Source organism: Chryseobacterium rhizoplanae (assembly GCF_900182655.1).
GTDB lineage: Bacteria > Bacteroidota > Bacteroidia > Flavobacteriales > Weeksellaceae > Chryseobacterium > Chryseobacterium rhizoplanae.
Genome location: NZ_FXTC01000001.1, coordinates 935,674 through 958,474, shown reverse-complemented (window position 1 = coordinate 958,474; position 22,801 = coordinate 935,674). Strand labels below are relative to the sequence as shown.

The 22,801-nt window shown below is 37.5% G+C and carries 23 protein-coding genes; 18 read left to right on the top strand and 5 right to left on the bottom strand.

The window, feature by feature from the left end:
* Nucleotides 1-146 precede the first annotated feature (146 nt).
* Both FN817_RS04160 and FN817_RS04155 read left to right on the top strand, forming a co-directional pair.
* Entirely contained in the window at nt 147-830 is a 684-nt protein-coding gene (locus FN817_RS04160) for a hypothetical protein (protein WP_142716839.1), read from the top strand.
* Nucleotides 831-957: 127 nt separating this feature from the next.
* On the top strand, nt 958-1,425 hold the full coding sequence (locus FN817_RS04155; protein ID WP_142716838.1) for a hypothetical protein: 468 nt from the start codon (nt 958-960) through the stop codon (nt 1,423-1,425).
* A 277-nt stretch (nt 1,426-1,702) separates the two neighbouring features.
* Here FN817_RS04155 and FN817_RS04150 read toward each other — a convergent pair whose 3' ends face one another.
* From FN817_RS04150 to arr, 4 genes are all read right to left on the bottom strand, one after another.
* On the bottom strand, nt 1,703-2,833 hold the full coding sequence (locus tag FN817_RS04150; protein ID WP_142716837.1) for a hypothetical protein: 1,131 nt from the start codon (nt 2,831-2,833) through the stop codon (nt 1,703-1,705).
* Between the two features lie 162 nt (nt 2,834-2,995).
* Nucleotides 2,996-3,610 (bottom strand): response regulator transcription factor, encoded by a 615-nt coding sequence (locus tag FN817_RS04145; RefSeq protein WP_142716836.1) that lies wholly within the window; start codon nt 3,608-3,610, stop codon nt 2,996-2,998.
* Complete coding sequence (locus tag FN817_RS04140; RefSeq protein ID WP_142716835.1) at nt 3,607-6,633, bottom strand: sensor histidine kinase; 3,027 nt, start codon at nt 6,631-6,633, stop codon at nt 3,607-3,609. The genes FN817_RS04145 and FN817_RS04140 overlap by 4 nt, the downstream gene beginning before the upstream one ends.
* Before the next feature lie 198 nt (nt 6,634-6,831).
* On the bottom strand, nt 6,832-7,266 hold the full coding sequence (gene arr / locus FN817_RS23570; protein WP_394345031.1) for an NAD(+)--rifampin ADP-ribosyltransferase: 435 nt from the start codon (nt 7,264-7,266) through the stop codon (nt 6,832-6,834).
* Between the two features lie 593 nt (nt 7,267-7,859).
* Here arr and FN817_RS04130 point away from each other — a divergent pair.
* The 16 genes from FN817_RS04130 (at nt 7,860) to FN817_RS04055 (ending at nt 22,188) form a co-directional block, all read left to right on the top strand.
* Nucleotides 7,860-8,333 carry a Dps family protein gene (locus tag FN817_RS04130; protein ID WP_142716833.1) on the top strand — a complete coding sequence of 158 codons (474 nt, stop codon included), beginning with the start codon at nt 7,860-7,862 and terminating at the stop codon, nt 8,331-8,333.
* A 31-nt stretch (nt 8,334-8,364) separates the two neighbouring features.
* On the top strand, nt 8,365-9,132 hold the full coding sequence (locus FN817_RS04125; protein WP_142716832.1) for an alpha/beta fold hydrolase: 768 nt from the start codon (nt 8,365-8,367) through the stop codon (nt 9,130-9,132).
* 106 nt (nt 9,133-9,238) lie between these two features.
* On the top strand, nt 9,239-9,934 hold the full coding sequence (locus tag FN817_RS04120; RefSeq protein ID WP_047422869.1) for a LytR/AlgR family response regulator transcription factor: 696 nt from the start codon (nt 9,239-9,241) through the stop codon (nt 9,932-9,934).
* Between the two features lie 114 nt (nt 9,935-10,048).
* Nucleotides 10,049-12,256, top strand: coding sequence for a hybrid sensor histidine kinase/response regulator (locus FN817_RS04115; protein WP_142716831.1), 2,208 nt, complete (start codon nt 10,049-10,051; stop codon nt 12,254-12,256).
* Between the two features lie 12 nt (nt 12,257-12,268).
* Complete coding sequence (locus tag FN817_RS04110) at nt 12,269-13,327, top strand: NADH:flavin oxidoreductase/NADH oxidase (RefSeq protein WP_142716830.1); 1,059 nt, start codon at nt 12,269-12,271, stop codon at nt 13,325-13,327.
* Nucleotides 13,328-13,351: 24 nt separating this feature from the next.
* Nucleotides 13,352-13,903, top strand: coding sequence for an antibiotic biosynthesis monooxygenase (locus FN817_RS04105; RefSeq protein ID WP_142716829.1), 552 nt, complete (start codon nt 13,352-13,354; stop codon nt 13,901-13,903).
* A 233-nt stretch (nt 13,904-14,136) separates the two neighbouring features.
* Nucleotides 14,137-15,183 carry a cupin domain-containing protein gene (locus tag FN817_RS04100; protein WP_142716828.1) on the top strand — a complete coding sequence of 349 codons (1,047 nt, stop codon included), beginning with the start codon at nt 14,137-14,139 and terminating at the stop codon, nt 15,181-15,183.
* 5 nt (nt 15,184-15,188) lie between these two features.
* Nucleotides 15,189-15,881 carry a YoaK family protein gene (locus FN817_RS04095; RefSeq protein WP_167498806.1) on the top strand — a complete coding sequence of 231 codons (693 nt, stop codon included), beginning with the start codon at nt 15,189-15,191 and terminating at the stop codon, nt 15,879-15,881.
* Nucleotides 15,882-15,885: 4 nt separating this feature from the next.
* A complete protein-coding gene (locus tag FN817_RS04090) occupies nt 15,886-16,347 on the top strand; it encodes a redoxin domain-containing protein (protein WP_142716826.1) in 462 nt (153 codons plus the stop codon).
* Between the two features lie 2 nt (nt 16,348-16,349).
* Complete coding sequence (locus FN817_RS04085; protein ID WP_142716825.1) at nt 16,350-16,889, top strand: DsbA family protein; 540 nt, start codon at nt 16,350-16,352, stop codon at nt 16,887-16,889.
* Nucleotides 16,890-16,921: 32 nt separating this feature from the next.
* Nucleotides 16,922-17,743 (top strand): alpha/beta fold hydrolase, encoded by an 822-nt coding sequence (locus FN817_RS04080; protein WP_142716824.1) that lies wholly within the window; start codon nt 16,922-16,924, stop codon nt 17,741-17,743.
* A gap of 134 nt (nt 17,744-17,877) precedes the next feature.
* A complete protein-coding gene (gene moaA / locus FN817_RS04075; protein WP_142716823.1) occupies nt 17,878-18,864 on the top strand; it encodes a GTP 3',8-cyclase MoaA in 987 nt (328 codons plus the stop codon).
* A 2-nt stretch (nt 18,865-18,866) separates the two neighbouring features.
* The gene (locus FN817_RS04070) at nt 18,867-20,066 is read left to right on the top strand and encodes a molybdopterin molybdotransferase MoeA (RefSeq protein WP_142716822.1); all 1,200 of its coding nucleotides are present in this window, start codon (nt 18,867-18,869) and stop codon (nt 20,064-20,066) included.
* 8 nt (nt 20,067-20,074) lie between these two features.
* The gene (gene moaC / locus FN817_RS04065; RefSeq protein WP_142716821.1) at nt 20,075-20,551 is read left to right on the top strand and encodes a cyclic pyranopterin monophosphate synthase MoaC; all 477 of its coding nucleotides are present in this window, start codon (nt 20,075-20,077) and stop codon (nt 20,549-20,551) included.
* Nucleotides 20,532-21,137, top strand: a complete 606-nt coding sequence (locus tag FN817_RS04060; RefSeq protein WP_142716820.1) for an NTP transferase domain-containing protein — start codon at nt 20,532-20,534, stop codon at nt 21,135-21,137. Before moaC ends, FN817_RS04060 begins: the two co-directional genes overlap by 20 nt.
* 10 nt (nt 21,138-21,147) lie before the next feature.
* A complete protein-coding gene (locus FN817_RS04055; protein ID WP_142716819.1) occupies nt 21,148-22,188 on the top strand; it encodes a HesA/MoeB/ThiF family protein in 1,041 nt (346 codons plus the stop codon).
* Between the two features lie 47 nt (nt 22,189-22,235).
* Here FN817_RS04055 and FN817_RS04050 read toward each other — a convergent pair whose 3' ends face one another.
* Nucleotides 22,236-22,781 (bottom strand): DUF488 domain-containing protein, encoded by a 546-nt coding sequence (locus tag FN817_RS04050; RefSeq protein ID WP_142716818.1) that lies wholly within the window; start codon nt 22,779-22,781, stop codon nt 22,236-22,238.
* Nucleotides 22,782-22,801: the final 20 nt, after the last annotated feature.

Here is a 22,801-nt window from a genome sequence, read left to right as displayed (position 1 = left end):
TTTAAAAAAATGATTCCTGAAATCTGATATTACTCTTTTCAATATCCATTTACAATTAGTTTTTATGAGATTTCAGGTGAATTTCACATCCATTTTAAAGTTATTTCCTATATTAGTGAAAAATTTAACCTTTTTCAAAAAATAACATGAAAACAAAAACATTCTTTTTGGCAGCACTTGCTATTGGTGGCAGTCTATCAGCACAGGTTGGGATTAATACATCTACTCCTTCCCATACATTAGATGTCAATGGCCTGGTAAGAGTAAGAGGACTTTCAAATGCTGAAAAAAAAATTGTTGCAGCAGATGCACAAGGAGTTTTAACGCTTATATCTCCTGAAGAAATCTTCGCTCCGAAAGCATTACTGAATACTTCAACGTCTTCCACTGAGCAAAGATTGACCGTCTATGAAGGAAAATGCTTTCAGCCTGCTGATAACGCTTCTTCCTGTACCGTTTCTTTAAATCATTACACCTCCTGTTCGGGATTTACCAATCCTGTAGACACCCAAATTATTGTGGGACAAGGTATTAATACGGGTAACGGACAGTTTCTGGGAACCTGGACAGCACGATATGTTGACAATAAAGGATATAGCGGAACAACTGCTGTTGCCAACCAGATCGCGCCGGATTATCCAAGGATATCTTATCCCACTGCCAATACTGTCAACTATTTGGGAAGCGGTAACTTCAATGGTCAATGCAATACTGATCTTGTAACAACGATCAACCAGACCACCGGAGATATAAAAGTAGAGTCTGTAAAACGAAGCATGTTTGCACATCTTGTGTACCTTATCAACATCGCCCGTTCCAGATCTTTATAATAGTCGATATTTGATTTCAAAAGAGGCAGCCACAATTGAATTGTGGCTGTTTTTGTTGAAACTTCATTATGATTGATTCCATTTTTTTAGAAAATAGAAATACATCGTTTTAAAATCGTACTATTATATGATGAAACAGATACTGACTGAAGAGACTTTTTCCTCACCAAAATGGCTAAAAATAATCTGTTATTTTTTCGGACTTCTTTTAGTCGTAACCGGATTTGGTCTTCTCATGCAAAAAAACCTTCCACAAGACATTATTTTTTTGATACCATTACTTTTGCTGATTGCTGTCAGTATGTTCATGCATACCCGGCTAAAGCTAATCATTTCAGATATGGATATCCGCTTTACAGGAGGTCTGAGACGGCATCAATTTCTCTGGACTGACATCACAGGAATAGATATGAAATTGGTTGGAAAATATCAGACTCCCATTTGTATTTTATATTACGGCAAAAAATCACTGGAACTCCATAGAGGTTTTTATTTTAAAAGGCAGTTCAATAGAATCTTATCATTGTTGGAAATGAAGGCTGCACCGGAACTTTTTTCTAGACAATATCAAACGATCCGTCGTCACCTGATTTAATTTGCTAAAATCACCCAACAGAAAAGCCCCCATCGGGAGCCTAAAACTATTGGATAAATGAAAAACTTATCCCAAATGTATGAAATATTTATGCTGTCATTTATGCGTACAATCATAATCAGCGATTAGGGTATGAAGCAAATTATAAAACCTTTGAAATGAATGACACCATTAATATATTATCTCAACAAAAAAGCTGCAAAGAATTAACTTTACAGCTTTTATTTTCATAGTATGTTTTTAGAATCTTTTTTCTAGTCTGATAATTATCCGGAATTTAGTTTTGGAACTTTACAAAATCCAGATAAAAAGAAGGGTTCCCACCATTAAATCCACTCGGAACTACTAAATTGGTCTTATGAGCAACTATAGTATAAATTCCTGGTGCTGCGAAGTACAATACCCTGGTCTGATCTCTTGGCACAAAATTAATAGGATCAGGACTGGCACTCCCACAATATGCTTTCCATACCTCTCCTATGCCAGAAATGTAAAACCAGTAATCATTACAAGTAGAAGTTATCGTAATTCCAGATCGGAAAAAATACCATCCTTTGGCAGGAATATTCACGGAAATTCCTGTCGTTAAATTATCTCCGCCTGAGTTTCCGGTAAAAGGATTAACCAACGTTCCGGTGTAAGATGTCCAATTATTGGCAAAAGCTGTAGTAACAGTGGAAGACCATGTTGCCAAACCGTTTGCATCACTGGTCAGTACATATCCCAGCTGCTGGGTACCGTCTTTGATCTGAAGAGCACCATTGGCAGTTCCGTTATCAATAACAATCTTTGCATTGGCTGCTCCTGCCGGTACCGTATTGGTTCCTACCAGGACTTTTCCTGTCCCGTTGATACTTAAATTGTTTCCCGCCGTTGCAATATTGGTTGCTTGTGAAAGGGTTCCGCCCAGTTTTACATCTGTACCGGATAAAGTAAGACCGTTACTTGCTGTGATACTACTTGCAGAAGCCCCTGTTGACAGCATTTCCCAGGTTGAATTCGTTCCTGTAAGTCCTGTACTTACAAGCTCAGCACTTTGGTTGGCTGGTATCGAAATACTGGCATTGCCATTAATTGTTTCCGGGGCTGCAGAATTGACAGTTATCGTAAAGTTTGTGTTATTCTTGATTCTGTAAATCCTTCCTTTGAAATTTCCAACACCGCTGATAGAAGACGGCAGACTGAATACAGCATCAGACCCACCACTGTATGAAACATGGAAGTCTGACGGTGCCAGATTATAAGAGGCTGTATTAACTGCTTTATAATTTGCTGCCAATGATCCGTTAATATCCATTGTAGAACCCGGATTCGCAGTATTTACCCCAATATTTCCTGCCTGAGCAAAAGCAATAGCCGGACTTAAGGCTATTATTGCAAAGATTAGTTTTGTAGAAATTTTAACCATTTATCATTATTTTATTTACATTAATAAACCCAATTGTTTAACATAATGTAAAAATATCAGAATAAATCCTACAGAAAACATCACCATGCGTAGAAAAAAACTAAGCAATTTGTAGAAAATTTTCTACATTCAAAAGAGTGCTTTTATCGCCTGAAATAAGTATTATGACATATAAGCTTCATATAATTTAATAAGATCTGCCAGGTTGCTTGTTTTCAGTTTTTTATGGATTCTTTTTTTATAAGTACTGATTGTGGACATCTGAATATCCATCTCATTTGAAATTTCCAGATTACCGTTTCCTTTTACCATGAGCATAAAAATTTCATACTCTCTTTCTGATAAACTTTTTATAGCATCAAGAGTGGAAGGCTGTAAAAGTTTACTGACTATACCGTTTGGATAATAATTTCCTTCTGAAAACATTTTCATCACAGCTTCAGAAATAATATCTACCTTACTTAGTTTATTAATATATCCATCTGCCCCTTCCTTGATATACTGTATGGCAATCTCTTCTTCATAAGCCGAAAAAACAAGTATTTTTAACGTAGGATCAAGTAGTTTGATTTCTGAGATCATTTTTTTATTTCTGCTTTCAGGCATATTGATATCCAGAATAAGCAGATCAAATTTTTGTCTTGAAATTTTATCGAAAGCTTCAGGATAATCTGAAGCTGTATCTATCAGTACATCAGGAATGCGTGATTCTAAAATGATGGCAGTTCCTGTTAATACAATATCATGATCATCTGCTATAAGGATCTTTTTAATCATTTTTTAGATTTTTTAAGAATTAATTGGAAAGAAGTTCCTTTTGTTTTGTTTCTTTTGATTATAATTTTACTTTCTAACATTTGGAGCAGCTGAAGGATCAGATGAAGCCCCATACCATATTTTTGTAATAACAGCTTTTCATTTTCTATATTCTCCTGAAGCCTGGTATAATATTCAATCTTATGCTCATCCATGCCGATTCCTGTATCTGCAATTTCCAGAATAACAGCTTCTTTGTCATCTGATCCGGTGATGGTAATAATCCCGTTTCTTGTATATTTTACGGCGTTATCCATCAGATTATGAATAATAACAGCCAGGATATTTTTACTGATCTGGACCATCAGTTCTTTGTCTACACTATTAACGATTGTCGTGTTATGATTGGCTGCAATCTCATCAAAAAGGACTTTCTTTTCCTGCACCAGATCATAGAAGGAATATAACTCTGTTTCATCAGTTCTGTATTCATTGTATATATCAGCATATTCTTTCAGTGTTTTCGTGAAATTGTATAACTGATTGGATGACTTATAGATAGAATTCAGAATCTTTTCAGTACGGTGCAAACTTATTTCTTTATAATCTAAAGCTTCTTTGCTTGTTAAAGCGATAAACTTCAATGGTGTGGTAATATCATGAGTAATGGTCCCGATCAGCTTTTTCTGCTGTTCAATTTCCCTTCCCAACTTTATTTGTGTCATCTCCAGGTCTTCTACTGTTTGTGACAGCGCTTTGGTTCTTAACCGGATAACAGCCTCCAGTTCACTGTTTTTCTTTTTATGAAAGTTTATCCGCCATTTTACGGATAGATAAAGTAAAAAAAGCAAAACAACACCTGAAATTAATTTAAACCAAAGAGTCTGATAAAAAAAGGGTGGAATGATGATCTTAATTTTTTTAAACATATATTCCTGCTGATCAGAAGCAAGCATCCTTACGGTAAGAAAATGAGTACCACAGCTAAGATTGCTGAGTAAAAATTTTCGGTCTTTTCCAATGGGTATCCATTTACCAGTATTTTCATCATTCAGCCTTATTTCAATGACAATATTGTCAGGATTAGCATAATAGGGAACGTCAATAAAGATTTCTACCCTCCTGTTTTCCTGACTGAGCATTAAGGTACTCTCAAATGCTTTTTCCTTATCATCTACTATCGCTCTTTCAATATACATATCTGTGGGATAATAGCTTACAACTTTTAATGGATTAAAAAACACAAGCCCGTTTAAGGAAGGCAGAACAAAGTCGCCGTTTTGCAGCTTGTTCCCATTTATATTACTTCCACCATTAAATTCATTAGTAATAAAGCCCGCTTCTTTTGAATACCTGTAATAGGTCAGTTTAAAATTTCGCTTTTGTATATATTTCAAAAGCATGTTTTCTCTTATTTTGTACAAACCATTATTGGTAGGAATCCAGAAGTACCCCTTATGATCTTCCAGCAATGTATGTGGCGACAAAAGGTTACCTTCAGAATCTCCGGGCAGTTTTATAAGACCGTTGTTTTTTAAGAGATAAAAACCTTTTCCAAGTGTGGTTATCCATACATTCCTATCTGCAGTACAAACAATATCCCGGACTGATAATTCATTTTTTCCGGTAATATTATATATTTTATTCAGGCTGGTAGATATTTTGAATAATTCTTTTATGGTGCCCACTAAGACATCTCCATTGTCTATTAAAGTAATTTTAGTAGGCTCGTTTGCAAAAAAATATTTTTTCTTTAAAGATTTATAGGGCCAGTCCTCATAAATGCTGAGTGTGCCTGTAAATTCTGTATTTTCTTTTTTTTGTTTCACTGCCAGCACATAATACTTTCCATTGGCAAAGAAAAAATCTTTCACGGTCTCTTCTCCTGTAGAAATGCCTTGAAAATTTGTAAAGTCTGACTTCCTATTATAGAAGAAAATGGTTTGTTCCTTTCTGGTGACAATATTTCCATACTGATCCCGATTTAAAAAATAGGAACTGTTTTTTTCAAAATTCTTGCTTTTTACCAGTCCGTTCCGGTCATAGATTTCACCGACAGGGGTGATGACACTTGAATCATTATAAGGTTGAACGGCATAAAAAATCGAAGATGATTTCGGAGCCTTATTTCTCGATACAACAAAATCATTCAGGCTTACAATCTTCAATCCTTCTGTGCTGCTTCCAAGATAGAGTTTTTTGTATTTCTCATCATAATAAATACTCATCAGATTGCTTTCAATTATATTATCCAGCTGAATAAATTTTGATATTTTAAGTACTCCGTTGATATAGATACATCTGTAGAGAATGTTGTTATTCAGCACAAACCCCTGTCCATTTGTTCTGTTCCAGAATATTTTGCTTCTAATATCAGCTACAATCGGCAGATCATAAGAAGCAGTGATCCTTCCCTCTTCTATTTTTCTTACTTTTTTAGCATCACGGTCAACATGAAACAGGCATCCTCCTACAACAAAAGCATTGGCGTCATTTTTATAAATTGGTTTTACATCAAGTACAACCTGTGATTTTGAACTAAAATCTTCATAAACAAAAGAGTTTGGTGTTATTAAATATCTCCCTTTTTTGAAGTCCATAAAAAAACATACACCCGGAGACGGGCTGTAGCTATAGTTTGAAATGCACAGATAATAATTGATATTATTCTTAATAATAATTGTTGGTGAGCTTTTTATATTCCTTATTACCCTGGGAACTTTCTTATGTATTAATACTGTTTTACCATAATCTACTGCAGTAAGAATGCTGTCTTTTCCGGGGTCTCCATAGAAATAAGTAAACCGCTGGCTATTCAGGGGAAAATTTTTATGCACAAGAAAATTAAGTCCGTCATACCTTACGATTCCATTTTCAGTAGTCAGCCAGATAAAACCGTATTTATCTTTTATAATATCTTTTACACTATTCTGAGGAAGTCCGTTATCTGTATTGAACAGCTGCACAGTATATTGCTGAGAGTAAATCAAAAGAAAAGCAAACAGAAAACCAACTGTAAGAATATTTCTACACAAACCAATCATTTTTTACCAATAGTGTAAAGATAATTTATTTAAATAAATTATTTGCTAAAACATGGGTTATTGGAGGTTTTAAAGTCAAATATTTTCTATTGTTTTTTAATATTCAACTCATAGCAAAAGCATGGGTATGTGTATTTTTTCCTTTTAATAAAATTCGCAAGTGACTAGAATGTAAAAGATTAAAAACAAAAAAGGAGACTAATTGATAATCTCTCCCTTGCTGTCATCTAATTTCTCACGAAACTTCTGAAGATCTTCAGGGCTAGGTTTTGCCCATTCTTTAGCCTCGCCGATAATTTTCAAAGGCATTTCTGAACGATAAGAACGGGTCGGATTTCCCGGAAATTTCTTATCTGTTACATTAGGATCATTTTCATAAATGCCTGTGGGTTCCACAATATATACACGCTCTGCTCCATCGCCTTTTGCTAAAGCAGCAGCCAGCCCTGCTCCATTAATCAAAGCTGTGAAATAAATATGGTTCATTTTTAATTCTGACTTGTAATTTGACGTTCCACCAGCAGTCAGTAGATCTCCTATCTGTAAATCGGCTTTTGTTCCATGGTAAAAAGGTCCTTTATCAGAAGGATGATTTTGTAATAACAATGCCAGCCCGGAGTTCTTTTTTGACATTTCAATATCCCCTAACTCCTCATAGCATTTGGAAATATTCAAATAAAGAGAAGGCAATGCACTTTTAACCGTATCATCATTTATTTTTAAAGCAAAACGTAATGAAGTTTCAAGCCATTTCAAACAATCGGCAGGTGTTTTTTGATGACGTGATACATAATGAGCTGCCAGAAATTTTTCATGATCGTCTGCCGCTTCTTCCCAGGCTTGCAAAAACAGTCTTTCCGCCTCCTCGGGTATGTTCTTATCTTCCATATTCATCCCCTGAAGGCAAAGCTTGATAACGTTATTAAAAGGTGAAAATTCCATGTTTTATTTTTTTAACTATTTCCGAATGTACTGTATGCCAGTGAGCAAATTTATACAAAATACCAAAAACTGGTCAGAAATTGACTCAAATTATTTTAATGTCTTCCTGGTAATATAATCATTATAAACAATTGAATTTACAGCTATTGATCATCATTTGAGAAACGGAGCTTTTCAACGATTGTTTATGCCTGTTTATCGAAAATCCAGACTGTTTTATGGTATTATGAATGAACTTTACATCAGCAAAAGAGCAATAATACTCAACTATAAATACCATTATTATGAAAGCAAAAATCGGAATTACAGAAAAAAACACAGAAGCCGTTGCAGAACAACTGGCAAAATTATTAGCTGATGAAACACTGCTTTACATCAAAACAAGAAATGCACACTGGAATGTGACGGGAGACAACTTCCACGCCAACCACATTTTCTTTGAAGAGCAGTACAAACAATTGGATGAACTGATGGACAGCGTTGCAGAACGCATGCGAAAAATAGGACATTATGCTCCGGCAACCATGAAAATCTATCTGGAACTGACTCATTTAACTGAATATAGTGAAAGAACCAATGATGGACCTGGCTTTATGAAAGACCTTTTGAGCGACCACGAAAGCATCATCGAGTTTCTCCGTGGAAACATCACTCCTTTTGCAGAAAAATATAAAGATTACGGAACCAGTGACTTTATAACAGGTCTGATGGAAACCCATGAAGAGATGGCCTGGATGATCCGTTCATATTTCAGATAAAACAAGATATTTAATTTTAAAAAAATTAGTTATGAAAACCGGATTGAAACAACTTATAGTCATCCTGTTTACCATTACAGGGGTCTTTGGAAATTTTATGTATGGACAAAAAGTACCCATCAAAAACATTGTTTTGGTTCATGGAGCTTTTGTAGACGGCTCCGGCTGGGAAGCGATCTATAAAGAACTTGTAAAAAAGGGATATCATGTTTCTGTAACTCAACAGACTTTACTTTCTTATGAGGAGGATGTGAAGCAGGTGAACAGAATTATTGACCAGCAGGATGGTCCCTGCATATTGGTGGGTCACAGCTACGGCGGAGCCATTATAACCACCGTAGGAAACAATCCCAAAGTTGCCGGACTGGTATATCTCGCTGCCCATGCTCCTGACGAAGGAGAATCTGAGGCTGACAACGGAAAAAAATATCCGTCAGAATATCAATCTCTAATTAAAGGAAATGACGGATTTGATTATATAAACCCTTCTAACTTTCCGACAGATTTTGCAGGGAATGTAGCTAAAGAAAAAGCTGATTTTATGGCCGTCTCACAAACGCCTACACAAGACTCAGTTTTTCACGCCATTATTCATAACCCAGCCTGGAAATCAAAACCAGTATGGTATATGGTTGCTAAAGCAGATAAAATTATAAACCCAGATTTGGAACGTTTCTATGCAAAACGGGCCAATAGTAAAAAAACAATAGAAATTGCAGGTGCAAGCCATTGTGTCTTCATGACCCATCCTAAAGAAGCTGCTGAACTGATTCTTGAAGCCGCTCACGAAAGTAAATAAAATTTGATACACATAATATCATATTAGTTTACAAATTCAAGAATAATGAAAGAATGTCAGAAAATAATTAAGTAGTATATTTGTGTAAACAGAAAGAATTATACCTATGAAAGCTTTAATCGTGGATGATAACGACATCGCAAGGACAACTTTAGCACATCTGGCAAAACAGATACCTAATCTCACGGTTATTGATGAATTTTCCAATGCGATTAACGCTTACAATTACCTGCAGTCCAATCCGGTCGATTTAATTTTTCTGGATATAGAAATGCCTGAAATGACAGGAATTGAACTCACGAAAACTCTTTCAGGTAAAGATACTATTATCATTTTCACGACTTCCAAAAAAGAGTATGCACTTGAAGCTTTTGAGCTCAATATTGCAGATTATCTTTTAAAACCTATTATGCCGGCAAGATTCCTGCAGGCGGTAAGCAAGGCACAAACTATTCTCGAAAGCAGAAAGGAAAACGTGGAAGTAACCAGGGATGAGTTCCTTTTTGTAAGAGATTCCAATATTACCAGACGCTTAAAGCTGGATGATATTTTTTACGCAGAAGCCATGGGTGATTATGTGAAGTTTTATACAAAAGAAAAAATGTTTGCCATTCACGGTAAAATGAAAACCGCTGAAGAACGTCTCCCTAAAGATCATTTTATAAGAGTTCACCGCTCTTATATTGTTTCAGTAAGTAAGATTGATACCCTTCAGGATGGCGGGATTATGATCAACGGTAAATTCATTCCCGTAGCGGATGCCTATCGTAAAGCACTCAATACAAGAATGAACGTTTTTTAGCAGCCGGAGATCGTTGACCTTCCTACTAATCCATTTTTGATCTTAATCTCTCAATAAATTTAGGGTTATCTTCTTCTTTTACCGATACTTCCACCTTAAATCAGATCGTTATTTATGAAAAAAACATCTTCAGTAATGAATAGTAAACGGTTCAGTTATTTCATTATCCTGGCATTTATCGCGGGTTCGCTCCTATTGATCATTGTTCAGATCAATTCGGCAAGAAATACCAAAGCTCTTATTCAAAATAACAATACCCTTCTGAATGAACTGCGTTCAAGCAATCATTTGCGGGAGATTGACCGCGATATTCTGGGAGTGGAAAGCAGAATCAGAGCTTCAATTGCCACGAATGACATATCGCATCTGGAAGGGATCGATCAAAAAATCAATCAGATTGAAAATTTCCTGGACTCTCTCTCCAGAGACAATGTAAATGCCGAAGAAGAAAAACTGATCCACAGGTTAAGTGTTCTTGCCATGGAAAAGAAGACCACCAAAGACAAATTAATGCAACGTTACAGGTCTTTGGGAAATATGGATGACAATACCTCAATTGCCAATCCACGTGCGAGAAATATTTCTAACGAAATCACCAGGATTACCGCCAAGATCTATGAGAGCCGCAGACTGAATATGGTTGAACTCAGCCAGAAAAGTGGAAAAATGGGACAGAAAGCAAGGTTCTATGATATTTCTTTGCTGATTTTGCTCATATTAAGCGGATCTATTGTAGGATATCACATTCTTCGTCAGTTCAACCGCCAGAGATTATTGATCAGCGAACTTGATATTGCTGAGAAAAAGGCACTGATAGCCGCCCAAACCAAAGAAAATTTCCTGGCCAATATGAGCCATGAAATCAGAACTCCTTTAAGTGGAATTCTGGGATTCACCAATCTGCTTCAGAAACGTCCGCTGGATGAAACATCCGCAGAGTTTGTCTCTTCCATACAGCGTTCCGGGGAAAACCTGATGACCATCATCAATGACATCCTTGATTTATCTAAAATAGAAGCAGGAATGATGCGCATCACACTGGGAATTTTCAGTATCAATGGACTGGTCAATTCCGTTGAGACATTCTTTACAGAACGGGCAAAAGAAAAAGGCCTTACCCTATCCAGTACAATTGATTCCTCGATTCCTGATACTTTGGTAGGAGATGCAACAAGATTAACCCAGATTTTGGTCAACTTAATCGGAAATGCTATAAAATTTACCCAACAGGGAAATATCACCATTGAAATTTATAATAAACAGCAAACTGAAAAAGAAGCTGTAGTCGGATTCAGAATTTCAGATACCGGCATCGGAATTGACAAAGAAAAGCTCAGTGAAATTTTTGAAAGATTCAATCAGGGAGAAGACTCCACGACCCGAAATTACGGAGGAACCGGATTAGGATTATCTATCGTAAAAAATTTAATTGTATTGCAGAATGGCGACATTGAAGTGAACAGTGAACAAAACAAAGGCACTACATTTCATTTTTACATCCCTTACGGAATAGCTGAAGAACAGCTCACAATAGTTCCTGCAACGGATCCAGATTATTTTAAAGATACATCCAATACTCCTTTGAAAGTTCTGGTGGTTGATGATAATACGATCAACCAGAGTCTGATGAAACATCTGCTTTCCCAATGGAATATTGATTTTCATGTGACGTCAAACGGTCTTGAAGCAGTCAGTTATCTCAGCAGTAATGAATGTGACCTGATATTAATGGATATACAGATGCCACAAATGGACGGATATGCTGCCACACAAAAAATAAGAGAAGAACTGAAACTGAATATTCCAATCATCGCAATGACTGCCCACGCTCTGCCAGGTGAAAGAGAAAAATGCCTGAGCCGTGGTATGAATGAATATATTCCGAAGCCTGTAAAGGAAGAAGAACTTTTTACGCTGATTTCAAAATTAGGGTTGAAAGAGAACAACAGATCCGAAAAGAAAGCCGAAGATACACCATCTGATTATCAGTACATCAATTTAACTTATATGAACACTGTAAGCGGTGGCGACAAAAGCTTTGAAAAATTGGTCACCCAACAGTTTATTGAGAATATTCCCAATCATTTACAACAGCTGGCAACAGCATATAAAAACCACGATTTTGCAGCCATGAAACTGTGGTCTCATGACCTGAAATCAAGTATTTCCATAATGGGATTACACCCCTTATTAAAAGAAAAACTGGATATTCTGGAAACTGCTTCAGAAGAAAACCCTGAGTTGCAAAAAATATTGACGGAAATACAGGAAGTTCTGCTACAGGCTGTTTCCGAAGCCGAATCATTTTCAAAATCACTTTAAAAAACTAAAAAAATGAACTTATTTTCACCTATACACATCCGCAGTCTTATGCTAAAAAACAGGATTGCAGTATCTCCTATGCAGCAATACAGTGCTGAAAACGGAATTCCGGGCAACTGGCATCTCGTTCATCTGGGAAGCCGGGCTGTAGGCGGTGCCGGACTTATTATCACAGAATGTACTGCTGTTTCAGAAGAAGGTCTGGCCACATTGTCCGATGTAGGAATCTGGAATGAAGAGCAGAAAAATGCATGGAAAAACATTGTGAATTTCGTTCACGAGCAGGATGCAAAAATAGGCATTCAGCTTTGGCATGCAGGAGGAAAAGGAAGCCTGAAGCATCCTAATGAAAGAATGAGGCCTCTCACACCGGAAGAAGGTGGCTGGACTGTAAAATCATCTTCTGCAAGAGAATTTAACGGCGTTTTTGCCGAAGAACTCACTATAGATGAAATCAGAGAGCTTACCGCTAAATTCGTAAAAGCAGCACTCCGCTCTGTTGAAGCAGGTTTTGACACTATTGAACTTCATGCAGCCCATGGTTACTTATTTCACCAGTTTTATTCCGCCGTGATCAATAAAAGGCAGGATCAATATGGCGGAAGTTTTGAGAACAGAATCCGGTTCCTGATAGAGACCATTCAGGAAATCAGGAAAGTGATTCCTGCTGAAATGCCTTTGTTCGTAAGAATCTCTTCAGTTGATTATATAGAATCAGATGAAGCGTGGACCCTGGAAGACAGTATCAGACTTTCAAAAATACTCAAAGAAAACGGTGTAGACTTCATTACTGCATCCGGCGGCGGATTTACCAATGTAAGCAAGGACAAGGTGTTTCCCGGATATCAGGTACCTTTTGCAAAATCCATTAAAGAACAGACAGGCGTGATGACCGGAGCTGTTGGAATGATTACAGAAGCAGAACAGGCCAATGATATTATTGCCGGCGGAAATGCGGACCTGGTTATTATTGCCAGAGCGCATTTACGGGATCCTTATTTTGCAATTCATTCTGCTAAAGCATTGGATATTGAAACAGAGATCCCATGGCAGTATAAAAGAGCGTATTAAATCAAACAGAAAAAAATATCAGTTATGGAAAATCAGGGCGCCTCCGTTGTTATTACTCATCATATTCAGGATGGAAAACAGCAGGAATATGAAAAATGGCTGGACGAAATTGTTCCGGTTACCAAGCATTCAGAAGGATTTATTGATTTGCAGATTGTACGTCCTATTCCTGATCTGACTTTTGTGTATACTGTTATTATCCGTTTTGATACCATTAAAAACCTCAGAAGCTGGATGGAATCAGATGACAGGAAAAAACTCATTGATCGAGCCCATCCGTTATTCACAAAAAATGACAATTACCAGATAAAATCCGGACTGGATTTCCTTTTTAATTCAGAAAATGAAGGCAATAAAGTTCCTGTCCGCTGGAAACAGTTTCTGGTTACCTGGTCTGCCATCTATCCATTATCAATTCTTATTCCTTTTGTCATCCTACCCTTTTTAAGAGTATTTTCAATTCCTGCCAATCATTATTCTGACGGTTTTATCATTTCAGGGATCATCGTTTTTCTGATGGTATTCTTAGTCATGCCTAATTATACCAGACTGATCAAAAAATGGCTGTATAAATAAATCTATATCATACAATTCAATTATATCAAAAATCACTGGAAAATCCCGGTGATTTTTTTTTGAACCAATATCTGTTCTTCCTCCGAATGCCCTGTTAATCGCGATTATCGTCCTGTTTTTTATTCTCAACGACTCATTTTGCCTTTTCACCGAAAGACACCTAAAAAAAATAGGGTTTCGGGATAACTTTACAATAGTAAAAACAAAGACAATTAATCCCTAAAAAAAATACTATGAACTCAACATCATTAAGTTTCAGATACGAATTAGAAAAAAAGGAACCGCGTACCAATGATGGCGGCACAACAAGAGGAGCTTCTGTAAAAGAATTTCCGGCTTCTATAGGTATTGCCGGAGTTTCCATGAGACTACAGCCCGGAAGTATGAGAGAGCTTCACTGGCATGCCAATGCTGCAGAATGGGCTTATGTGATTTCAGGAACGGTACGCACAACAATCATTCACCCGGACGGGCACAGTTATACAGATAATTTTGAGCCAGGCGATGTCTGGTATTTCCCAAAAGGTTATGGCCATTCTATCCAGGCTACAGGAACAGAAGAATGTCATTTTATCCTGATTTTTGATAATGGTAATTTTTCAGAAGACCATACGTTCAGTATTACAGATTTTGTTTCAAGTATGCCCCCTGAAATTGTTGCACAAAATTTAGGCCTGAGCCTTGAAGAAGTAGCAGCACTTCCTCAGAAAGAGGTGTACTTCGCTGCAGGACCTGTTCCTGACGAATTATCAGCTAATGCAGCAGCCCGCCCTGAAGAGTCAGATATTGAACTGATAAGTCTTCATCGTTACCCTTTGCATTCTCAGCAACCAAGAATAATTCCCGGCGGAGGACTTCAGAGACTGGTTACCCGTAAAGAGTTTCCCATCAGCACAACAATGGCCGGATCTGTGCTGGAGCTTCAGCCCGGAGCATTAAGAGAAATGCACTGGCATCCCAATGCAGACGAGTGGCAGTATTTCATTTCGGGACAGGCAGAAATGTCAGTGTTTTTAGCAGAAGGTGTTTCTGTCACAGAGCAGTTTAACGCCGGTGATGTAGGTTACGTGCCTATGGGAGCAGGACATTATATCAAGAATACAGGTGACACGGTCTGTAAAGTACTGATCGGATTTAATAACGGCACCTATGAATCTATTGATATCAGCGAATGGCTTGCAGGAAACCCAAAAGATGTAGTCACAACTAATTTCGGACTGAAAGAAGGAGAAATAGAAAAATTTCCTGAAAAGAAAGTATTCATCAAACCTGGAAAATAAATACTTTGCTTCCGGAAACACAATCCTTTATTTCTGATGCCTCTGTCAGATTACAGGAGAAAATTGCAATATTCCTGGCTTTTATCGCAGGATACACCGATGCCACAGGACTGATTCAATGGAAAACCTATGTTTCTTTTATGAGTGGGAATACCACGCAGCTGGGAGCCGCTTTTTTCAATGAAAAGTCCGGTATAATCATTACTTCTGTTACAGTTATCTTATTTTTTCTGACCGGAATTTATACGGGTACCTGTTTGTCTTTATGGAAGAGATGCAGGATTAAAAATAGTACCTTCTACATTGTTTCAGGAATAATGATCTTTTACAGTATAGCTGATTATTATGAACATATTCCGAATGTGGTATCCATCGCAGTGATCGGTTTTTCGATGGGCCTTATGAATACGATTGTAACATCAGTCGGCAGCCAAAAAATCAATACCGATTTTGTTACAGGAACTTTAAACAGCCTCGCAAGAGCGGCAGCTCTGTTTGTAATGAATGATAATAAAGACCAGCGCAATGAACATAAAGCGAATCTCTTTCATCTTTTATTCTTATGGCTGGGTTTTCTCTCGGGTGCTTCGGCAGCTCCTTTCCTACTCTCATTTTCAGGAAACTGGGCACTGATTTTCCCGGCAATTTTACTGCTGATTTGCGCATTAACAATACCAATTTCAACTATTAAAAACTAATCCAATGTTACAAAAAAATACAGTTGCTCCTGATTTTACATTATTTGCAACTCCGGATCAGAAAATAACCTTATCCGAATTCAAAGGCAGAAACGTCATCCTTGCCTTTTACCCCGCAGACTGGAGCCCGGTTTGTAGTGACCAGATGGCTTTGTATAACGAAATGCTGAAATATTTCAAAAAATATGATGCCGAGATCTTCGGAATTTCTGTAGACAGTAAATGGTGCCACCTCGCATTTTCACAATCCAGAAACCTGCACTTTCCTTTGCTGGCAGATTTTGAAGCGAAAGGAGAAATTGCAAAAAAATATGGCGTTTATAACGATGAGGAAGGTGAATGCAACAGAGCCCTTTTTGTCATTAATAAAGACGGCATCATCCAATGGAGTTATCTGTCACCCACGGCAATCAACCCAGGTGCGGACGGAATTTTAGAAGCATTAGAAACCCTTAACACAAAATAATTATGTCATTAAAACCATCAGTCAGCAATGCTGACCATACCCAGGGCAATTTGGATGCCGGTTTAGTCATTGTAGAATACGGAGATTATCAGTGTCCTTATTGCGGTGAAGCCTATCCGGTTCTTAAAGAATTAATGAAAGAATTCGGAGATCAGATCAGATTTGTTTTCAGAAATTTTCCTCTGTCAGAAATGCATCAGTATGCAAAACCTGCAGCATTGGCAGCAGAAGCGGCCGGACTACAAGGGAAATTCTGGAAAATGCATGATGCTATTTATGAAAATCAGCAATTTCTGAATGAAAACCTGCTATTAAAGCTGGCAGAAAAACTGGATTTAAATATCTCCCAATTCAAAGCAGATATTCAGAAGCAGGCATTGACGGAAAAAATAGATACTGACTTTGAAAGTGGTGTTATCAGCGGAGTGAACGGAACTCCTTCTTTTTTCATTAATGGAAATAAATTCAATGGCGGCGCTGAAGATCTTTTTCAGCTGGTACGTGAAAATACCATTAACTCAACAAAATCATTTTTAAAATAAAATCAATTCATAACATTAAAAACATAACAACAATGAGCACATTAACATTAAAAGACGGAACAGAAATTTTTTACAAAGATCAGGGAGAAGGACCTGTACTGATGTTTCACCACGGATGGCCTTTATCATCTGATGACTGGGATGCGCAGGTAATTTTTTTCTTACAGAAAGGGTACAGAGTCATTGCCCATGACAGAAGAGGACACGGACGTTCCAGCCAGAATATTTACAATCATACCATTGAACAATATGCTTCTGATGCAGCCGAACTGGTAGAATTTCTTGATTTGAAAGACGTAGTTCACATTGGACACTCTACAGGTGGTGGCGAAGTAATCCGCTATGTGAATAAATATTCTAACGGAAGAGCTAAAAAAGCAGTTCTTATCAGCGCCATTCCACCTGTAATGGTAAAAAGTGAAAGCAATCCTGATGGGGTTCCGATTGAAGTTTTTGACAATATCAGAGACCAGACCCTCAATAACAGAAACCAGTTTTATATTGATTTGACATTCCCTTTCTACGGTTACAACAGAGAAGGGGCCAACATCAAAGAAGGTATTCAGAGAAATTGGTGGAGACAAGGAATGATGGGCGGTATCGTAGCACATTACGACGGTATAAAAGCTTTTTCTGAAACAGATTTAACCGAAGATCTAAAAGCCGTTGACCTTCCCGTTTTAGTTCTGCACGGAGAAGATGATCAGATTGTCCCGATTGAAAACGCTGCTATAAAATCAGCAAAATTATTAAAGAATGGAAAACTGATTACTTACCCAGGTTTTCCTCACGGAATGCCTACTACAGAACACGAAACAATTAACAAAGATATTCTGGAGTTTATCAGATCTTAACCTGATTTTCTATTACGTCTATACCAAGATGAGCCTTTAAGGCTCATCTTTTATTATTTAAGCAATAAATATAAAATTGATCACTCCCACAAAAAACATTCAGTATATTTGTAATAGGACTCATCGTATTTAAAATGTTGACAGATAAATTTGGAAGGAATATTAATTATCTCAGGCTTGCAATTGTAGACCGCTGTAATCTCCGATGTACATACTGCATGCCGGAAAATGGTCTTACCTGGATTAAGCAAAATGAGTTAATGACTGATGAGGAAATGCTCAGAATCTGTTCCGTATTTACAAAAATGGGCGTAGATAAAATCAGAATCACCGGAGGAGAACCGTTTGTACGAAAAAACAGTATTGAACTTATCCGGAAAATATCAGAATTAGATGGTCTGACTGATCTTAGTTTAACAACCAATGGTCTTCTTACCGAACCTTATATTCCGGAACTTAAAAAATTCGGGATAAAATCTGTTAATCTAAGCCTTGATACCTTGGATAAAGACCGGTTTTTCAAAATTACCAGAAGAAACAGCTTTGATAAGGTCATGGAAACGTTGGATGGTCTCCTTCAGCATCATATCAAAGTAAAAATCAATACGGTGGTGATGGAAAATGAAAATATTGAAGATATTATTCCTTTGGTGGAACTTACGAAAGACCTTCCCGTTGATGTACGTTTTATTGAGGAAATGCCTTTCAATGGTGGTGATACAGATATTTCGCTGAAATGGAATTTCTCACAGATTTACCGCTATATAAAAGAATATTTCCCTGAAATACAAAAGATTCAAGATCCCAAAAATTCAACGGCATATAATTATAATGTTCCCGGTTTTACAGGAAATATAGGAATCATTGCAGCGTATACACGTTCATTTTGCGGAGATTGCAACAGGATAAGAATTACGCCTTCCGGTATTCTCAGAACCTGCCTTTATGAAGGTACAGGCATAAATCTCAAAGATGAGATACGGATGGGTAAAACAGATGAAGAGCTGAAAGATATAATCATCAACAGCATTCAGAACAAACCAAAGGACGGCTGGGAAGCTCAAAAAGAGAGTCTTACCGCGTCACAAATTCATCAGTCTATGGCAACAATCGGAGGATAATTATGGAAATGATCAGTGTACAACAGGCAGAAGAAATCATACTTTCCCAAATCAAAAACTTTGGAACGGAAGAAGTTTTCTATGAAAATGCTTTAGGAAGAATTTTAGCTGAAAATATTACAGCAGATTCCGATTTGCCACCCTTTGACAGGTCTACGGTAGATGGAATTGCAATACATTTTAATTCATATGAAAATGGATATCACACCTACAAAATAAAAGCTGTACAAGCCGCCGGAGAAGTTCCTGCTTCTATTGATACTGAAGACGAATGCATTGAAATCATGACCGGAGCCGCCTTAGATTCTTCTGTAGACACCGTGATTCGTTATGAAGATATTTCAATTAATAATAATCTGGCGAGCTTTACGATTCCGATAAAAAAAGGACAGAATATCCATCTGAAAGGAAAAGATAAAAAGGCAGGAGAAATATTGGTAAAAGCCAATCAGGTCATTACCTCCTCCATTCTCGGGATTGCTGCATCCGTCGGAAAAACATTGTTAACCGTAAAAAAACTTCCCAGGGTTGCTGTTATTTCCACCGGAGACGAAATGGTATCCCCTGAAGATTATCCTACTCCATTCCAGCTAAGACGTTCCAATGGAATCACTATAAAATCCGTTTTGGAAAAATATAAGATCAGTGCAGACCTGCTGCATTGGAATGATGATTTTCAATTAATAAAGAACGAGCTTTCGCGATGTATTGAAACGTATGACATCTTGCTGATGAGCGGCGGAGTGTCTATGGGAAAATTTGATTATCTGCCTAAAGCCTGCGAAGAAGCGGGAATAGAAAAACTTTTTCACAAAATAAAGCAGAGACCCGGAAAACCTTTTTGGTTCGGAAAAAGCCGGAATGAAAAACTTGTTTTTGCCTTTCCCGGGAATCCTGTTTCCGTATTTATGTGTCTTCACCGGTATTTTATTCCCTGGCTGGAAAGATCTTTAGAGATTCCGGAAACAGTCCAATATGCGGTTTTGCAGAATGATCTTGATTTCCCTTTTCCATTGCAGTATTTTGCACAGGTAAAACTCAATATGAATCCGTCAGGGCAGATCATTGCAGAATCTGTCAATACCAATGGTTCCGGAGATTTTTCCCACCTTGCGGAAACCGATGCATTTATAGAACTTCCTCTGGAAAAAACTGAATTCAGGAAGGGCGAAGTGTACAAAGTCTGGAAATATAATTTTTAATCTTACTCATGACAAATTTCTCACATCTTAATAAAAAGGAACAACCGGGTATGGTAAATGTCGGGAAGAAAAAAATTACACACCGAAAAGCGACGGCTAAAGCGGTTGTAATACTTCCTGAAAATATTTTTACCGCACTTCAACAGGATGATTTCAAAACTAAAAAAGGCTCGGTATTTCAGACCGCTATTATTGCCGGAATAATGGCCGCTAAAAAAACAGGCGAACTAATCCCACTCTGCCACCCAATTGGTATGGATAACTGTGAAATAGATATTGATATCAATGCTGAAAACGAGATTGAAATCTATTGCACTGCTGAGATTGAAGCTAAAACAGGTATCGAAATGGAAGCTCTTACGGGAGCATCTGTTGCCGCCCTTACTATTTATGATATGTGCAAAGCGATGAGCCATGATATTGTGATCAAAGAGATAAAACTAATAGAAAAATCAGGTGGAAAAAATGATTTCAAAAGAGACTGATTTACCTCAATTGAACGGGTTGGTACTTGCAGGAGGAAAAAGCCTTCGGATGGGAAATCCTAAAGATAAAATCAATTGGCACGGGAAAGAACAGCGGTATTATGCAGCTGATCTTTTGGCTCCGTTTTGTGAAAATGTTTTTATTTCCTGCAGACAGGATCAATTGGAACATTTCGATACGGATTATAATGCCCTTACCGATACTTTTTTAAATATGGGCCCCTTCGGTGGAATACTTTCGGCATTGCGTGCCCAAAGAGATAAAGCATGGCTGGTGGTAGCTTGTGATCTTCCTCTTTTGGACAAAAACTCATTAGAATTTCTGATCCGGTCCAGAGATGCTGAAAAGGCGGCAACAACTTACGAAAGTCCTTTTGACGGTTTACCGGAACCTTTGATCACCATTTGGGAACCTAAAAGCTATCCCTTACTCCTGAATTTTTTAGGCTTAGGAAATACCTGTCCCAGAAAAGTTCTGATGAACAGTGATACTTTGATTCTGAAACCCAACAACCCTGATGCTTTAATGAATGTGAATACCCCGGAAGAAATGACAAAAGCAAAGGAAATTCTAAAGAAATCATAAAAACATACCTATGAGTGATCCTTTTGAACGTTATAACTGCCAGATTGCTTTACCGGGTTTTGGTATTTCTTCCCAGGAATTGCTTCATCATGCTAAAGTTCTGATTGTGGGAATGGGAGGTCTTGGCTGTCCCACGGCACAATATCTGGTTTCTTCAGGAATAGGAACAATTGCTCTTGCGGATGATGATCTCGTTTCAGAAAGTAACCTGCACCGCCAGATTCTATATACTCCCCAGGATATCGGAACGTATAAAGTAGATACTGCTGCAAAAAAACTACAACAGCAAAACCCAGCTATTTCCATAATTCCTTATCGTCTGAAAGTAACTTCCTCCAATGTTATGGATTTGATTTCTGAATTCGATCTTATTGTGGAAGGAACAGATAATTTTGAAACGAAATGTCTGTTGAATGATGCCTGTGTTCTGGCTGGAAAACCTTTAGTTTATGGTGCTATTTACCAATATGAAGGCCAGGTAAGCATCTGGAATGTTTTACAGGAAGATGGCACTTACTCCGCCAATTACCGTGATGTTTTTCCTGATGCGGAAGAATCTCAGGTTCCTAACTGCAGAGAAGGCGGTGTAATTCCTACGTTAGCAGGCATTATTGGATGTATGCAGGCCAATGAAGTTATAAAATATTTTACCCAGCCACAGGATGTATTAGCAGGAAAATTATGGCTGATGAATGTTCTGAACGGCAAAACCCAGGTTATTAAATTAAGAAAAACATCTGCAGAAATTACAGCTTTGCCCCAGACTGTTCAGGTTATTACTTTTGAACAGCTGATGCAGGAGAAAGATCATTTTGAAATTATAGATGTACGTTCTGTGGAAGAGCACCAACATTTCAATATCGGCGGAACCAATATTCCTGTGGAGGAACTACAACATCATGTACATTCCTTTTCCGGTTTGTCAAAACCTCTTTTGGTGTATTGTCAATCCGGGCAGCGCAGTGCACAAGCTGTAAAAAAGATAAAAGAGGTTTTCCCTGACAAAGAAGTGTTTTCTTTAAAAGGCGGTATTAATACCATACAGCCTTAAGATTGCAGTCTAAATTTTTGTGAGCGCAGATTCTTTCTATTTATCTTTTAATCAAATAAACTTTCATCTGAATAAAAAACCTTTCCATCATATACTCTTGCTGGGGAGGTATAAGGATGTTCTTCTATTTTTCCGACATTCATAATATGTTCTACTTTCCAACCTCTTGCTTTAAGATAATCAGAGACCATAGATCTGTGACAGCGCCACCATACCGCCTCAGAGCACATAAAAGCAGTTGTCTTTTCCCTGGCAATATGTTCCAGCTTTTCGACCGCGGTTACAAATTCTGAGGTTTGCATATAATCAGCATATCCCCGGAAAGATTCATTCCGCCATCGGCTGTTTCTCGAACCGGGCTGTACCTTTCTTCTCCCTCCTAATTCTTCAAGATGGATATATTCAATAGTATTTTCAGGAAGTATCTTTTCCAGATTTTCTTTATTGAACCACGGATATTTTTTTGATCCCGGAAATCTCCGGATATCTGCTAAAAATTTAATGTTAAACGAATAAAGCATTGCAATGAAATCATCCAATGAATGAACAGAATGTCCGATTGTATAAATCACATTTTTTTCTGAAACCTTCATACAATTATCTTTTAGCCCTG

Excerpts from the sequence above, each read along its gene's own strand:
- arr (WP_394345031.1), bottom strand. The coding sequence starts at position 7,266 with ATGTCAAAAAAGAACTCCGGGCTGGCATTGTTATTACAAAATCATCCT.
- FN817_RS04160 (WP_142716839.1), top strand. The coding sequence starts at position 147 with ATGAAAACAAAAACATTCTTTTTGGCAGCACTTGCTATTGGTGGCAGT.
- FN817_RS04060 (WP_142716820.1), top strand. The coding sequence starts at position 20,532 with ATGATTTCAAAAGAGACTGATTTACCTCAATTGAACGGGTTGGTACTT.
- FN817_RS04140 (WP_142716835.1), bottom strand. The coding sequence starts at position 6,633 with ATGATTGGTTTGTGTAGAAATATTCTTACAGTTGGTTTTCTGTTTGCT.
- FN817_RS04085 (WP_142716825.1), top strand. The coding sequence starts at position 16,350 with ATGTCATTAAAACCATCAGTCAGCAATGCTGACCATACCCAGGGCAAT.
- FN817_RS04090 (WP_142716826.1), top strand. The coding sequence starts at position 15,886 with ATGTTACAAAAAAATACAGTTGCTCCTGATTTTACATTATTTGCAACT.
- FN817_RS04050 (WP_142716818.1), bottom strand. The coding sequence starts at position 22,781 with ATGAAGGTTTCAGAAAAAAATGTGATTTATACAATCGGACATTCTGTT.
- FN817_RS04155 (WP_142716838.1), top strand. The coding sequence starts at position 958 with ATGATGAAACAGATACTGACTGAAGAGACTTTTTCCTCACCAAAATGG.
- FN817_RS04100 (WP_142716828.1), top strand. The coding sequence starts at position 14,137 with ATGAACTCAACATCATTAAGTTTCAGATACGAATTAGAAAAAAAGGAA.
- FN817_RS04105 (WP_142716829.1), top strand. The coding sequence starts at position 13,352 with ATGGAAAATCAGGGCGCCTCCGTTGTTATTACTCATCATATTCAGGAT.
- FN817_RS04120 (WP_047422869.1), top strand. The coding sequence starts at position 9,239 with ATGAAAGCTTTAATCGTGGATGATAACGACATCGCAAGGACAACTTTA.
- FN817_RS04150 (WP_142716837.1), bottom strand. The coding sequence starts at position 2,833 with ATGGTTAAAATTTCTACAAAACTAATCTTTGCAATAATAGCCTTAAGT.
- FN817_RS04125 (WP_142716832.1), top strand. The coding sequence starts at position 8,365 with ATGAAAACCGGATTGAAACAACTTATAGTCATCCTGTTTACCATTACA.
- moaA (WP_142716823.1), top strand. The coding sequence starts at position 17,878 with ATGTTGACAGATAAATTTGGAAGGAATATTAATTATCTCAGGCTTGCA.
- FN817_RS04130 (WP_142716833.1), top strand. The coding sequence starts at position 7,860 with ATGAAAGCAAAAATCGGAATTACAGAAAAAAACACAGAAGCCGTTGCA.
- FN817_RS04145 (WP_142716836.1), bottom strand. The coding sequence starts at position 3,610 with ATGATTAAAAAGATCCTTATAGCAGATGATCATGATATTGTATTAACA.
- FN817_RS04115 (WP_142716831.1), top strand. The coding sequence starts at position 10,049 with ATGAAAAAAACATCTTCAGTAATGAATAGTAAACGGTTCAGTTATTTC.
- FN817_RS04080 (WP_142716824.1), top strand. The coding sequence starts at position 16,922 with ATGAGCACATTAACATTAAAAGACGGAACAGAAATTTTTTACAAAGAT.
- moaC (WP_142716821.1), top strand. The coding sequence starts at position 20,075 with ATGACAAATTTCTCACATCTTAATAAAAAGGAACAACCGGGTATGGTA.
- FN817_RS04070 (WP_142716822.1), top strand. The coding sequence starts at position 18,867 with ATGGAAATGATCAGTGTACAACAGGCAGAAGAAATCATACTTTCCCAA.
- FN817_RS04055 (WP_142716819.1), top strand. The coding sequence starts at position 21,148 with ATGAGTGATCCTTTTGAACGTTATAACTGCCAGATTGCTTTACCGGGT.
- FN817_RS04110 (WP_142716830.1), top strand. The coding sequence starts at position 12,269 with ATGAACTTATTTTCACCTATACACATCCGCAGTCTTATGCTAAAAAAC.